Genomic DNA, 13,463 nt, shown 5'->3' on the forward strand with positions numbered 1-13,463 from the left:
AAGCGACGCTGTGGGAATTGAGACAATGGACCGGGCCAGCGCAAGGCGCTATGACCTGCCTGTCATGACTCGCCCACCCGCCACCGTCCCGTGCCGGACATAAGCCGCCGCAAGCAACGCATCCGCGACCTCGCCGACCGCCAGGCGCGGGAACGCCGCCGCTGGCAGGAGCGCAACAGCGCCTTCCACCAGGCCGACCGTGCCTATATGCGCTTTCTGGTGCCGCCGGGTTTGCGGGTGCTGGATCTGGGCTGCGGCATCGGCGACCTGCTTGGCAGCCTGCGGCCATCCCGTGGCGTCGGCGTCGACTTCAGTCCGGCCATGGTGGAGATGGCCCGGCAGAACTGGCCGGGGCTGGAGTTCCTGGCCGGCGACATGGAAGATCCGGCGACCCTGGCCGCCCTCAACGGGCCCTTCGACGTCATCATTCTGGCGGACAGCATTGGCGCGCTGGACGATATTCAGGGGACCCTGGCCGCGCTGCACCCGCTGTGCACGCCTCAGACACGCCTGATCGTCGCCTATTACGCCAGCCACTGGGAGCCGGTTCTGCGGCTGGCTGAGATGGTTGGCCGCAAAATGCCGCAAGAGCCGCAGAACTGGCTGTCCACCGAGGACATTACCAACCTCATGGATCTGGCGGACTTTGAACCGGTCAAACGGGAGTGGCGCCAGCTTGTGCCGCTGCACCTGTTGGGTCTCGGCCGCCTGATCAACCGCTATGTGGCGACCCTGCCGCTGATCCGCCATCTGTGCCTGCGCAACTATGTGGTGGGCCGACCACGCCGCGAAACCGCGCCGGCGCCTCGTTCCGCTACGGTGGTGGTGCCGCTGCGCAACGAGCGCGGCAATGTTGCGCCGGCCATAGAGCGCCTGCCCGCCTTCTGCCCTGACATTGAGGTGATCTTTGTAGAGGGCCACAGCCAGGACGGCACCTTCGAGGAAGCCGAGCGGGTGGTGGCGGCCCACCCCGAGCGTGACATCAAGCTCATGCGCCAGGACGGCAAGGGCAAGGCCGATGCGGTGTTCAAGGCCTTCGATGCGGCACGTGGCGAGGTGCTGATGATCCTCGACGGCGACCTGACCATGCCGCCGGAACAACTGCCCAAGTTCTGGCAGGCCATGGCCGAGGGCAAGGGCGAGTTCATCAATGGCAGCCGTCTGGTCTATCCGCTGGAACGGGAGTCCATGCGCTTTCTCAACCGGCTGGCCAACCAGGCCTTCTCGCTTCTGTTCACCTGGCTGCTCAACCAGCGATTCACCGATACCCTGTGTGGCACAAAGGTCTTGCGGCGCAGCGACTATGAGCGGCTGAAGGCCGGCCGGGCCTATTTCGGCGATTTCGATCCGTTCGGCGACTTCGATCTCATATTCGGCGCCTCAAAACTCAATCTGAAGATCGTCGAAGTGCCGGTGCGCTATGCTCCGCGCACCTATGGCGAGACCCAGATTTCGCGCTTTGCCCATGGCTGGCTGCTGCTGCGCATGGTGATCTTTGCCTACCGCCGTCTGAAGGCGTTGTAATCCTGTGACGGCGGGCGCCTCACCCGACCATACCAGCGAGGCCACGACGCTGCTGGGCCGCCATCGCCGCATCTGGCGCGACAAGGCCGTCCTGCGGGCGGTCTATCAGGATGCCTATGAGCGCATCAGCGCCCGCTGTCCGGCCGGGCCGGTCCTGGAGGTCGGCGGCGGCACCGGCAATCTGCGTCATGCCCTGCAAAGCACCGTGCCGGGACCGGTCATCAGCATGGACGTGCAGACCGCGCCGTGGCTCGACGCCGCCGCCGACGCCCACCGCCTGCCCTTTGCCGACGCCAGCTTTGCCGCCATCGTCCTGTTCGACGTGCTGCATCATCTGGAGCGACCACGGCTGTTCCTGCGGGAGGCTGCGCGCGTGCTGTGGCCGGGCGGCCGTCTGATCATGGTGGAGCCGGCGATTACCCCACTCAGCTATCCCTTCTATGCCTGGCTTCACCCGGAGCCGGTGGTCATGGCGGACGATCCGCTGGCCGATGGCGACCTGTCGCCGGGCCGCGATCCGTGGCACGCCAATCAGGCCTATCCGACCCTGCTGGCAGGCCGTCACCGGCGGCGTCTGGCCGAGGCGGTACCTGATCTTCGCCTTGACGAGGTGCGGCGCTTCGCCCTTCTCGCCTACCCCTTGTCCGGCGGCTTTCAGGCCTGGTCTCTGCTGCCGGCCGGCCTGACCCGGCCGCTGCTCCGTCTGGAGCGGGCGCTGGAAGGCGCGCTCGGGCGCCTCATGGCGTTCCGTATGCTCATGGTCATGGAGCGCGCGAGGCCATGACCACCGTCGGCACCGACACACCGTTGCGACTGCTCCATCTCATCACCGGCCTCGACCAGGGCGGGGCCGAGACCATGGTGGTCAAGCTGGCGCACGGCCTGCCGCGCGACCAGTTTTCACAAACGGTGGTATCGCTGGCGCCGGCCGGCGTCATGGCGCCGGCGATCCGCGCCGCCGGAGCGCGGGTCGAGTCCCTCGGCCTCACCTCCCTCGCCGCCTGGCCCCTCGGTCTGCTGCGTTTTCGCCGTCTGCTTAGGCAAGTGCGACCGCACGTCATCCAAACCTGGCTCTATCACGCGGACCTGTTCGGGCTGCTGGCCGACGCCCTGCCGGGGCGTTCGCCACCCTTCCTGTGGAACATCCGCTGCGCCGATACGGGACTTGCCGGCCGCTCGCCCATGGCCTGGCGCATGTTGAAGACTCTGGCCCGTAACGCCCACCGGCCCGCGGCCGTGGTGGTCAACTCCGCGGCCGGTCAGGCCTATCACGAAGGCATCGGCTATCGGCCGCGGCGCTGGGCGCTGATCGCCAACGGCTTCGATACTGCCTCTCTCGCGCCCGATGCCAGTATGCGTTCAGAGGTGCGGCGTGAGCTGGGCCTGGCCGACCAAACGGTTGCCATCGGTCTGTTCGCCCGCCTGCATCCGATCAAGGATCATGCCACCTTCCTGCGCGCCGCCGCCCTGGCCGAGACGCACAGGCCGGACCTGGCCTTCGTCCTGGTGGGCCGTGGCCTTGAACGGGACGACCCCGCTCTGGCCCGGCTGCTGGCAGCGACCGCAAAGCCCCGCAACCTTCATCTGCTCGGGCCCCGCCATGACGCGACCCGCCTGATGCAGGGGCTCGATATGGCCTGTCTCACGTCACACAGCGAAGGCTTTCCCAATGTCATTGGCGAGGCCATGGCCACCGGCCTGCCGGCGGTAGTGAGTGACGCCGGTGACATGGCGGTGATGGTCGGCGACACCGGCCGGGTGGTGGCGGCTGGCGACGTCGAGGGCTTCGCCCGCGCCTTTTGCGAGCTGGCGGCCATAACGCCGGATGCCCGCAAAGCGCTCGGCCGGGCTGCCCGCCAGCGCATCGCTGACAACTATGACCTGAACGAGGTTCTACGCCGCTACGGCGAACTCTATGGCCAGGTGGCCGCCTCGTGAGCGGGCCAGCCACCACCGCTCCCGCATGGACCTGGACGTTTCGCGGGCTCGTCTTCCTCTATGGGCCGATCATCGCCCTGGCGCCCAAGGGCGCTGTAATCCTGCTTCTGCTCAGCGCCCTGATCGTGGCCGGCAGGTGGCTGACCACCACACCGCGCCAATCCGGCGGACAGGCCCTGCGCGCGACCCTGCGCCGCCTTGTCCCGTGGCTGGTGCTATTCATTGCCGCCTGGATGCTCATACGCCTCGCTTTGCCCTCGCCGGAACCGCAGAACCCGCTGCTGTGGTTCAAGGTGCTGGTCCTGTCGCTGGCCGGGCTGACGGTGCTCAGCGGCTACGCCAGTGCGGCCGGCGCCGACCGCCATGCCCTTGCCACAGCCTGGCTCTATGGCCTTGCCGCCGGCCTGTTGCTCATGGCCCTGGCAGAAGTACATGCACAGATCACCGATACCGCGCTGTGGGGGCCGAAGGTCCGCACCCTGATCGCCATGGAGCCGGGCCGGGCCGTGCTGGTCTTCGCCCTGTGGCCGGCCCTGGCTCTCATACGGCAGCGCCTCGGCGTGGCCACAGCGACGTTGTTGGCGGCGGTGGCGCTGGGCTGTCTGCTGCTGGTCCATGACGGGGTCGGCGCCACCGCCTGGCTGGTCGGTATTGCGGTTCTGGCCGTGGCCGGCATGGGCGGGGTGGCCGGCCGCGCGCTGGCTATCGGCGCCATCGCAGGTGTCGCTCTTGCCATACCAGCCGGCGCCCTGTTGCTGAACCTGACGCCAGGCGCCGCGGCCACGGACCTCCTGCCTTTCTCGGCCCTGCATCGCCTGTCGATCTGGGACTTTGCCGCCACCCGGATCGCTGCATCGCCATGGATCGGCATTGGCGGCGATGGTGTGCGATATCTGGCGGAGACATTCCGGCCCGCTTATGCACCGGTCGCCGGCGACGCGATCGCGCTGCTGCCGCTCCATCCCCACAACGGCTTTCTACAGGCCTGGCTGGAGTTCGGTCTGCCGGGACTGGTTCTTGCTTTGGCTCTGGTCGTCACCGTCGCCCGCGCCGCGGCAGAGCGCGGCCCGGCGGCGCTCGCCGGCACCGCCGGCGCGGTCATGGTCGCCAGTGTCGCCTTCGGCCTGTGGCAATCCTGGTGGCTGTCCAGCCTGTGGCTGACGGTGGCCATCGCCGCCGCCCTGCTGCCCCATCGCCACTAGTCGTTCAACCTTCCCCCTTGTAAGAAACCACGCACCAGTAAGGCGCCTGGCGGCCAAAAACCGGGTCATGCAGCCCGGCCGCCTGCAGCATGACCCTGATCTCGACCCGGGTGAAGCGCTGCTCCAGCCGTGTGCCGAAGCGGTCAAGGGCGTCGGTCCGCATGATATAGAATGGCCGCCGACGATAGGCCGACAGCGGCCACCCATCCACCGTCGCACCGCAACGCTCGCCCAGCGCCGCCAGTCGCGCCAAAGGCCAGTAGACCAGCACCGCCAGAGCCGCGCACAGCGATTGCTTGAGGCGGAACGGCAGACCGGCGATGGCGCGCCGCATCAGGTCGCTGGCCCGCCACAATGCACGGAACCAGACCGGCCGGTTGTCGAAACGGTAATAGAGATACAAAAGCAGCGGCGCGCCCGGTTTCAGCACCCGGGCGCAGTCGGCAATGGCCGCCGCCGTGTCCGGCACATGATGCAGCACCCCCAGTGACACACCGAAGTCCATGCTGCGGTCGGCGAGCGGCAGGCGTCCGGCCGACGCCGCCGCCAGGGCCGTCGTCTTCATCGCCGCCAGATTGCGCCCGGCCACCGCCAGCGCCGCCGGACTGGCGTCGAAACAAAGCAGGGTCGCCACCCGCCCGGCCAGCAGCCGGGCCCAGCGACCGCTGCCGCAGCCAAGGTCGAAGCCGACCGCGTGCGACGACAGTCGGTCCCAGGGAAAATCCTGAAAATAGGCGTCGAATCCCGCCTGCAGATCATCCTGATCCGCATCCGCATAGTCGAAAGCCTGCCACTCACGGCCGAAGTCGGCCACTGTGCGCCGGTCAAGATTGTCGCTCATACTCGCCACCCGCCACCCGGCCGCCACGACGCCCGGCCCCACCGATCAATCCAGTCCGTCCGGCCCCTCTGAGGCACCCGGAGGGCTCTACGCGCCAAGACGGTTTCGGATATGCCGCTTCGGCGGTATATGTGGTGAGGTTCGCCAACAGGGCCTGACATGTCTCTTCGCCGCTATATCTTTCGCCAGCTCATAATAGCGACTCTGCTAGTCGCGATCATCTTCACCTGCATGGTGTGGCTGAACCAGTCGGTGCGTTTTGTCGATCTGATCGTCAATCGAGGTCTGTCCTACACCGACTTCCTGTCGCTGGTCACGCTGCTCCTGCCCACATTCATCTATGTGGTCCTGCCGATTCCGGCTTTTGTCGCCGTGGTCTATGTCTATAACAAGCTGGAAAGCGACCATGAACTGGTGGTCATGCGCTCAGCCGGGCTCAGCGCCCTCACCCTGGCCCGGCCAGCGCTGGCGCTTGGGCTGGTCCTGTCAATCGCCAGTTTTGCGCTATCGCTCTATCTGGTGCCGGCGTCATATCGCAACTTCAAGGACATGCAGCAGCTTGCGCGCAGTAATTATGCAGCCGTGCTGGTCAGCGCTGGCGTGTTCAACAATATGGGGGACGGTCTTACGGTTTTTGTTCGCGAGCGCAACGGCGGCGGGGTCCTGCAAGGTCTCCTGATCCATGATCAACGCGATGCCGATGCGCCGGTGACCATCATGGCCGAGCAAGGCACTATCATTCAGGGACCGAACGGGCCGCGCATTGTCCTGATCAACGGTAATCGTCAGACGGCAAATCCCAGCGGTGAGTTCTCGCTGCTGTATTTTGATCGCTACGCCATTGATCTGCAGACCATTCGGGAGTTCAGCGGTGACCGCTGGCGCGAACCGCGCGAACGGTTTCTGGGTGAGCTTCTGGCTCCGGGCAGCTCCGACAATGACCGCTATTTCCACAGCAAGTTGATCGCCCATGGTCACGGCCGGCTGGCCGGGCCTCTCCTGCCCCTGACCTTCGCCATTGTGGCGGCGGCTATTCTGCTGTCGGGTGAATTCGGCCGGCGGCGACGCGCCTGGCGCTTCTGGGTCCTTGCCGCGGTGGCCATCGCTATCGAGGCGCTGCATCTGTGGTCGGTCAATCTGGCCGGGCGCCTGCCTCTGTTCGTTCCTCTGATCTATGCCTCGGCGCTGCTGCCGGCGGTAGCCGGTGTGGCGTGGCTGGCGCTGGGCACACGCCGGTCCCGCCCGGTCGTCGCGGCATCGCATGGCGTCTGACGGTCCGCTGCAAAGCGCCACACCGGCCAGCGCGGGGGCAGCCACAGCAACAAACACGGGGGCGCCCGCCGGGGCGGGCGACGGGTCCGCCGACGGACGCGCCGGACGGGCGCGGCCGGTCCTGCTCTTCGTGGTCACCGAGGACTGGTACTTCTGGTCACATCGTCTGCCGCAGGCGCGCGCCGCCAGAGCCGCCGGCTTCGATGTGGCCGTGGCCTGTCGGGTCGACGCCCACCGGGCCAGGATCGAAGCCGCCGGTGTTCGGGTCTTGCCGCTGGCCATTCGCCGCCGCGGTATCAATCCGTGGTTCGAGGCCCGCACCCTCATGGCGCTGCTTCGTCTCTATCGGCGCGAGCGGCCGGCGATTGTCCATCATGTTGCCATGAAGCCGGTGATCTATGGCTCTGTGGCAGCGCGCCTCGCCGGCGTGGCAACGGTGGTCAATGCCCTGGCCGGTCTTGGCTATGGCTTTTCGTCGACCAGCCTGAAGGCCCGCCTCATCCGGCCGCTGTTGCGGCGTGCCTTGCGCTTTGCGCTGCGCGGACCGCTCCACCGGGTCATCGTGCAGAATGGAGATGATCGTGCGTTCCTCACCGTCCATGGCCTGGCGCCGGCACAGGCAATCGTCCTGATCGGCGGGTCGGGGGTGGACACCGACCACTTCCAGCCTTCGCCGGAACCACCGCCGCCAGTCATCTTCGCGCTGGTTGGCCGCATGTTGCGCGACAAAGGAATTATGGAGTTCGCCGCGGCGGCCCGGCTGGTGCGGGCGGAGGGAGTGGCGGCGCGTTTCTGGCTGGTCGGCGACGTGGATGACGGTAACCCGGCCAGCCTCCAGGCGGCGACGCTGCGCGGCTGGCAGGAGGAAGGCATTCTTGACTGGCGTGGATCGGTCTCTGACATCGCCGCCCTCTGGCGAGAGGCTCATGTGGCGGTGCTGCCGTCCTACCGCGAGGGACTGCCAAAGACATTGCTGGAAGCGGCCGCCGCCGGCCGTCCGTTGATCGCCAGTGACGTCCCGGGTTGCCGCGAAATCGCCGTGGCCGACGATACGGCCCTGACCGTGCCGCCGCGTGACGCCCGGGCCTTGGCCCTGGCCATGATTCGCATGGCCGGAGATGCACCATTGCGCCGGCGTCTGGGCCTGGCCGCGCGCCAGCGTGTGCTGGACCGTTTCTCCGACCGCCATGTGGAGGACGCCACCGCTGGCCTGTATCGCGCGCTGATGCCATGACCTCCGCCGCCGACGGTTCTGCGTCCGTGCTGGTGACCGGCGCCACCGGCTTCATCGGCCGCGCCCTGCTTCCTCATCTCGCGGCGCGTGGCTGGCGGGTCGTCGCCGGCGTGCGTCAGCCCCGTGCCCCGGCCATACCGGGAGCGGCAGAGACGCGCGTGGTCGGTGACATGGCCGATCCCCGGTTCGACCCGGGCCCGGCGCTTGGCGGTATTGGCGCCGTCGTTCACCTGGCCGGCCTGGCCCATCGCCCGAGTGACGGCGACGAGGCGCTTTGGCGGCGGGTCAATACGGACGCCACGGCGCGGCTGGCTGAGGCTGCCGGCGCGGCCGGCGTTCGCCGCTTTATCTTCATCAGTACTGCGCGGGTGCTCGGCCGGTCCGTGCCGGCCGGGCGCATCCTGGACCACAAGGCACCGGTGCATCCGGCCGATGCCTATGCCCGCTCCAAGGCAGCGGCCGAAGCAGCCCTGCATCAACTGCACGAAGCAGGCGCGAAAGGCCCTGACGAAATCGTCCCCCCTGAAATCGTCATTCTGCGGCCACCGCTGGTCTATGGTCCGGGGGTCGGCGCCAACATGGCTCGTCTCGTGGCGGCGGTGGATCGTGGCTGGCCCTTGCCCTTCGCGACGCTTGCCAATCGGTTCAGCCTGATCGGCCTGACCAACCTGTGTGACGCCATCACCGCGGCGCTGAGCGCACCTGGCGCCGCCAATCGCACCATGCTGGTCGCCGACAAACACCCGGTTTCACCGCCGGCGCTGATCCGTGCGGTGGCCTGCGCCCTGCAGCGCCCCTGTCGTCTGTGGCCATGCCCGTCTGGTGTGCTGCGTCTGGCGGCGGTGGTGGCCGGCCGTTCCGCGGCCATGGCCGGGCTTACCGGCTCCTTCGTGCTCGATACCGCCGCGGCGCAAGAACACCTGGCCTGGACTGCGGAGCGATCCCTCGATGAAGAGCTGACCGACCTGGCGGCGTGGTGGCGGGCTGGCCGACCTCAGGCCTGAGACGGATGGCCGCGCAGAACAAGCAGGGTCGCCACTACCACAATCGCGCCACCGGCCAGGGCCAGCCATGGCGCCCGCAGCGAGACAATGGCCAGCGCCACCAGCGCGCCGTTGCACAACGTGATCAGGCCCACCGTGCGGCCATGTGACCAGCTGCGGATCACCGCTTGCTGATAGAAGTGACTGCGGTGGGCACGCCATACCGCTTCGCCGCGCAGCAACCGACGCAGCAGGGTCACCCCGGAGTCCGCCAGATAATATGCCGGCAGCAGCAGCGCCGCCGGCCACGCACCGGACTGAGCCAGGCTTAGCAACAGCCAACCCACCAGTAGCCCCAGAGGAACGCTGCCCACATCACCGATGAACAATCGCGCCGGCGGCCAGTTCCACAACACGAACCCGCCAGCCGCCGCCGCCAGAATGAGGCCGGGCCCGGCCAGGACAGCGGCGTCCTCCGGTAATCGCAGGCTCATGGATTCGCCGGCTACGGCAACCGCAAGCGCCAGCGCTGCAACCCCCAGGCCGATGGCCATGGTCTCCACCGCGGTGATCGCGTCAATGCCATCCATGAAGTTGTACAAATTGACGAACCACAGCCACACCAGGCCGGCGGCGATGGCGTCAGGCAGCGGCGGCAGCAGACCCTGAAAGACCGGCGCCGGTGACAGGGTCCACACACCCACCGCTACCGCCACCACCTGTGCCGCCAGACGCAGACCGACCGGCACGTCACGCAAATCATCACGCCACGACACCAGCGCCACGAACACCGCCGCCAGCAGCAACCAGCCGAGGCCAGCGAACACGATGCTGTCGCTGGTCATGGCGACCCACAGCCACGCCGGCAACAGGCCGGCCAGAACCGCCCAGCCGCCGCCGCGTGGCGTCGGCCGCGTATGGCTGGACCGCTGGCCTGGCCGGTCGAGGACCTGCCAGCGCACAAGCATTGCGTGCGCCAGGCCACAGCCGGCCCACACCACAATGCCGACGGTCGCCGCCGCGATCATCTGCGCCGCCGCGGTCATCGCCGTCGCCCGGTGCGAGCCGCCCGGCCGCTGTCACATGGTCCTGCCACCGTCCCCCGCCTCCCTGCCCCGCGCCGCCTCATAGGGGCGGATGATAGCCGGCTTTTTACCTGATCTTTACCGGCTTCGGCGACAGTCAGCGGGACTTCGGGCGCCTGCGCCTCCTCCGCTCCGCGACCGGATATCCGGCGCACAGCCCTTCGGGACAATGCCATGGATGATCTGCTCCAGGAATTCCTTGCCGAGACAAATGAGGGTCTGAGCGATATCGAAGTGGATCTGGTCCGGTTGGAGCAGTCGCCGGACGACCCGTCTCCGCTCACCAAGATTTTCCGTGTTGTCCATTCGATCAAGGGCGCCTGTGGCTTTCTCGGACTGTCCCGTCTGGAGAAACTGGCCCACGCGGCGGAAAGCGTTCTCAGCAAACTGCGCGATGGCGCGCTGCCGGTGACACCGGAGATCGTCACCGTGGTGTTGTCGGCGCTCGACCGGGTGAAGGCGATTCTTGTGGCCATCTCTCAGGATGGGACGGAACCGGACGGCGACGACGACGATCTGATCGGCCAGCTCAGCGCCATCACCCAGGGCCCGCCGGCCGCCGCCACCGAGGCCACCACCGAGGCCGCTCCCGAAACCGATCCCGCAGTTGCTCAGGACACGGCTCCGGCAGATGCGGCAATCGCCGACGACGACACTGGCGCGGCGGCGCAGCCCGCTCCGCCGGCGCGACCGGCCAAAGCAACACCGACCAAGGCGGCGAAAGGCAAGCCCGACAGGGCCAAAGCCGCGGCGCCGGCGGCGGTCGAAAAGTCGGCGGCGTCATCAGTCCGCGTCGCCGTTACCCTGCTGGAAAAGCTGATGGACACCACCAGCGAGCTGGTGCTGACCCGCAATCAGCTCATGCAGCTGGTCCGCAGCGGCGGCGATAGCCGTCTGGCGACACCCCTGCAACACCTCAACCAGATTACGACCGAGCTGCAGGAAGCGGTCATGAAGACGCGTATGCAGCCGATCGGCAACGCCTGGTCAACGCTACCCCGTATGGTGCGTGACCTGGCCCATCAGCTCGACAAGAAGATCGAACTGCAGACGTTCGGCGCCGAGACGGAGCTGGATCGCCATGTTCTGGAGCTGATCAAGGATCCGCTTAACCACATGGTGCGGAACGCCGCGGACCATGGTCTGGAGACCACGCAAGGCCGTCGCGCGGCGGGCAAGCCGGAAACCGGCCAGGTCACTCTGTCGGCCCGCCACGAAGGCGGTCACATCATCATTGAACTGGCCGACGATGGTCCGGGCATCAAACTGGAGAAGCTGCGCGAAAAAGTCCTGCGCGCGGGCCTTGCCACGGAAGCCGAGCTGGAGGCAATAACCGAACAGCAGCTCATGCAGTTCATCTTCAAGCCCGGCCTGTCAACCGCGGAGAAGGTGTCCAATGTGTCGGGCCGGGGCGTCGGTCTGGACGTGGTCAAGTCCAATATCGAGCAGATCGGCGGCACCGTCGAAATCCAGTCTGTCGTCGGGCGCGGCACCACCTTCACGCTGAAGATCCCGCTGACCCTGGCGATTGTCTCGGCAATCATTGTCGAGTGCGCCGGCCAGCGTTTCGCCGTTCCGGAAATCAACGTGGTGGAGCTGGTTCGCGCCTCGGACTCGTCCGAACACAGGATCGAGCGGTTGCAGGGGACCAACGTCCTGCGGCTGCGTGATCGCCTCCTGCCACTGCTTGATCTGCGTACGCTGCTGAAGATTGGCGTTACCGCGGAGAGCCCGGCGCAAATAACCCCGCCGGCGACCGGGCAGCAGACCGAACAGAAGAACAACGGCGGTACGTCTGCAGACGATGCCTTTATCGTCGTTGCCCAGGTCGGCACCTACAGCTTCGGCGTCATCGTTGACCGTGTCTTTGACACCGAGGAAATCGTCGTCAAACCGGTTGCGCCTGTCCTGCGCGATCTGAAGATCTACTCGGGCAATACCATCCTCGGCGATGGCAGCACCATCATGATCCTCGACCCTAACGCCATCGCCTCTTCCACCGGCGAGATTACCATTGGCGAGGAGTCGCAGTTGCAGGCAGAGCGCGACGGCGACGGCCGCAGCGAGAAGGAGCTGCTGCTGCTGTTCAGCGCCGGCAAAGGCGGGCCAAAGGCGGTTCCTCTGGCCCTGGTCACGCGGCTGGAAGAGTTCCCGGTTGAACGACTGGAGCAAGGCGGCGATGGCATGGCCATTCAGTATCGTGGCCATCTGATGCCATTGATTCCCTTCGAGCCGGGCATGACGCTGGCCAGCGACGCAAACGCGGTCCAGCAGGTCCTGGTGTTCGGCGACGATGAAAACAGCATGGGCCTGATGGTCAATCAGGTCATTGATATCGTCGAGGAACGTCTCCGCCTGGACCTGCAGACCCGCCGCCCCGGAATCATGGGCAGCGCGGTGATTGCCGGAAAAGCGACCGAGATCGTTGATGCCAGCCACTGGCTGGGTCAGTCGAACAGCGACTGGTACAAGCGCCCCCGATCACAGGGTGACAGAAATCAGCGCAAGCGACGGTCAATCCTGCTGGTCGACGACAGCCCCTTCTTCCTCAATCTGCTGCGGCCCCTGCTGCGCGCCGCCGACTATGACGTGACGACGGCAGATAAAGCTGAGGCGGCGCTGGACATCCTCAACCAGGGGCATGGCTTCGATCTGATCATCAGCGACATCGAGATGCCTGACCTCAACGGCCTGGAGTTCGCCCGCCAGGTCACCAGCGACGAACGCTGGAAGAACATGCCGCTTGTCGCCCTGTCGAGCTTTGCCACGCCCGGCGACATCGAAAAAGGCCGCGCCGCCGGCTTCCGCGACTATGTGGCGAAGTTTGAGCGGGACGCGCTGCTGGACGCTGTCGCCCGCGTCCTCGTGGAGCAGGGAGAAGCGGCATGAGCGAACCACACGCCAGCGACAAGGACTCAACCGGCGACTCCATGGACATGACGCCGGAACTGGTCAGCGTCATGGTCGATGATCAGTTGTTCGGCATTCCACTGACTGCCGTTCAGGAGGTCCTCAAGACTCAGCGGATCACACCCATCCCACTGGCGCGCAAGGAGATTGCCGGCAATCTCAACCTGCGCGGCCGGATCGTGACCGCCATTGATCTGCGCCAGCGTTTCGCCCTGCGCCCGCGCGACGAATCAGAAAATCCGATGAACGTGGTGGTGGAGCATGACCACCATCTCTACAGCCTGCTGGTGGACGCGGTTGATGAAGTGGTGAGCCTGCCGTCGGATCGTTTTGATCGCAACCCACCAAATCTGGCGGCGGACCTGCGTGAGGTTTCGGCCGGAATCATCCGGCTCGATGGCCGCCTCATGGTGGTGCTGGATGTCCATCGGCTGGTTGAAAGCCAGCTTGAACTTGCCTGATTCCCAGATGACG

11 protein-coding genes are annotated in these 13,463 nt (G+C 66.6%); 9 read left to right on the forward strand and 2 right to left on the reverse strand.

The window, feature by feature from the left end; all coding sequences use genetic code 11:
• Positions 1-90: 90 nt before the first annotated feature.
• From RIE31_11305 to RIE31_11320, 4 genes are read left to right on the forward strand one after another with little or no spacing between them, the layout of a single operon-like run.
• Complete coding sequence (locus tag RIE31_11305) at positions 91-1,524, forward strand: glycosyltransferase (GenBank protein ID MEQ8641170.1); 1,434 nt, start codon at positions 91-93, stop codon at positions 1,522-1,524.
• A 4-nt stretch (positions 1,525-1,528) separates the two neighbouring features.
• Positions 1,529-2,308, forward strand: coding sequence for a class I SAM-dependent methyltransferase (locus RIE31_11310; GenBank protein ID MEQ8641171.1), 780 nt, complete (start codon positions 1,529-1,531; stop codon positions 2,306-2,308).
• On the forward strand, positions 2,305-3,462 hold the full coding sequence (locus RIE31_11315; protein ID MEQ8641172.1) for a glycosyltransferase: 1,158 nt from the start codon (positions 2,305-2,307) through the stop codon (positions 3,460-3,462). The genes RIE31_11310 and RIE31_11315 overlap by 4 nt, the downstream gene beginning before the upstream one ends.
• Positions 3,459-4,664 (forward strand): O-antigen ligase family protein, encoded by a 1,206-nt coding sequence (locus RIE31_11320; protein ID MEQ8641173.1) that lies wholly within the window; start codon positions 3,459-3,461, stop codon positions 4,662-4,664. Before RIE31_11315 ends, RIE31_11320 begins: the two co-directional genes overlap by 4 nt.
• A 4-nt stretch (positions 4,665-4,668) precedes the next feature.
• On the opposite strand, the gene RIE31_11325 is transcribed toward RIE31_11320, so the two are convergent.
• On the reverse strand, positions 4,669-5,505 hold the full coding sequence (locus tag RIE31_11325) for a class I SAM-dependent methyltransferase (GenBank protein ID MEQ8641174.1): 837 nt from the start codon (positions 5,503-5,505) through the stop codon (positions 4,669-4,671).
• A 159-nt stretch (positions 5,506-5,664) separates the two neighbouring features.
• On the opposite strand from RIE31_11325, the gene lptF reads away from it, so the two are divergent.
• Genes lptF through RIE31_11340 form a run of 3 tightly spaced genes read left to right on the forward strand, consistent with a single transcriptional unit; the run spans position 5,665 to position 9,015 of the window.
• Positions 5,665-6,777, forward strand: a complete 1,113-nt coding sequence (gene lptF, locus RIE31_11330; GenBank protein MEQ8641175.1) for an LPS export ABC transporter permease LptF — start codon at positions 5,665-5,667, stop codon at positions 6,775-6,777.
• Entirely contained in the window at positions 6,767-8,011 is a 1,245-nt protein-coding gene (locus tag RIE31_11335; GenBank protein MEQ8641176.1) for a glycosyltransferase family 4 protein, read from the forward strand. Before lptF ends, RIE31_11335 begins: the two co-directional genes overlap by 11 nt.
• Entirely contained in the window at positions 8,008-9,015 is a 1,008-nt protein-coding gene (locus tag RIE31_11340; GenBank protein ID MEQ8641177.1) for an NAD-dependent epimerase/dehydratase family protein, read from the forward strand. The genes RIE31_11335 and RIE31_11340 overlap by 4 nt, the downstream gene beginning before the upstream one ends.
• Here RIE31_11340 and RIE31_11345 read toward each other — a convergent pair.
• Complete coding sequence (locus tag RIE31_11345; protein ID MEQ8641178.1) at positions 9,006-10,040, reverse strand: glycosyltransferase family 4 protein; 1,035 nt, start codon at positions 10,038-10,040, stop codon at positions 9,006-9,008. The genes RIE31_11340 and RIE31_11345 overlap by 10 nt on opposite strands.
• 213 nt (positions 10,041-10,253) lie before the next feature.
• On the opposite strand from RIE31_11345, the gene RIE31_11350 reads away from it, so the two are divergent.
• Positions 10,254-12,968 carry a hybrid sensor histidine kinase/response regulator gene (locus RIE31_11350; protein ID MEQ8641179.1) on the forward strand — a complete coding sequence of 905 codons (2,715 nt, stop codon included), beginning with the start codon at positions 10,254-10,256 and terminating at the stop codon, positions 12,966-12,968.
• Positions 12,965-13,450, forward strand: a complete 486-nt coding sequence (locus tag RIE31_11355; GenBank protein ID MEQ8641180.1) for a chemotaxis protein CheW — start codon at positions 12,965-12,967, stop codon at positions 13,448-13,450. The genes RIE31_11350 and RIE31_11355 overlap by 4 nt, the downstream gene beginning before the upstream one ends.
• The last annotated feature ends 13 nt before the right edge of the window (positions 13,451-13,463 follow it).

It is taken from the genome of Alphaproteobacteria bacterium (assembly GCA_040218575.1).
Taxonomy (GTDB): domain Bacteria; phylum Pseudomonadota; class Alphaproteobacteria; order JAVJRE01; family JAVJRE01; genus JAVJRE01.

Coding starts and splice junctions, on each gene's coding strand:
- RIE31_11335 (MEQ8641176.1), top strand. CDS start 6,767: ATGGCGTCTGACGGTCCGCTGCAAAGCGCCACACCGGCCAGCGCGGGG.
- RIE31_11350 (MEQ8641179.1), top strand. CDS start 10,254: ATGGATGATCTGCTCCAGGAATTCCTTGCCGAGACAAATGAGGGTCTG.
- lptF (MEQ8641175.1), top strand. CDS start 5,665: ATGTCTCTTCGCCGCTATATCTTTCGCCAGCTCATAATAGCGACTCTG.
- RIE31_11315 (MEQ8641172.1), top strand. CDS start 2,305: ATGACCACCGTCGGCACCGACACACCGTTGCGACTGCTCCATCTCATC.
- RIE31_11325 (MEQ8641174.1), bottom strand. CDS start 5,505: ATGAGCGACAATCTTGACCGGCGCACAGTGGCCGACTTCGGCCGTGAG.
- RIE31_11340 (MEQ8641177.1), top strand. CDS start 8,008: ATGACCTCCGCCGCCGACGGTTCTGCGTCCGTGCTGGTGACCGGCGCC.
- RIE31_11345 (MEQ8641178.1), bottom strand. CDS start 10,040: ATGACCGCGGCGGCGCAGATGATCGCGGCGGCGACCGTCGGCATTGTG.
- RIE31_11355 (MEQ8641180.1), top strand. CDS start 12,965: ATGAGCGAACCACACGCCAGCGACAAGGACTCAACCGGCGACTCCATG.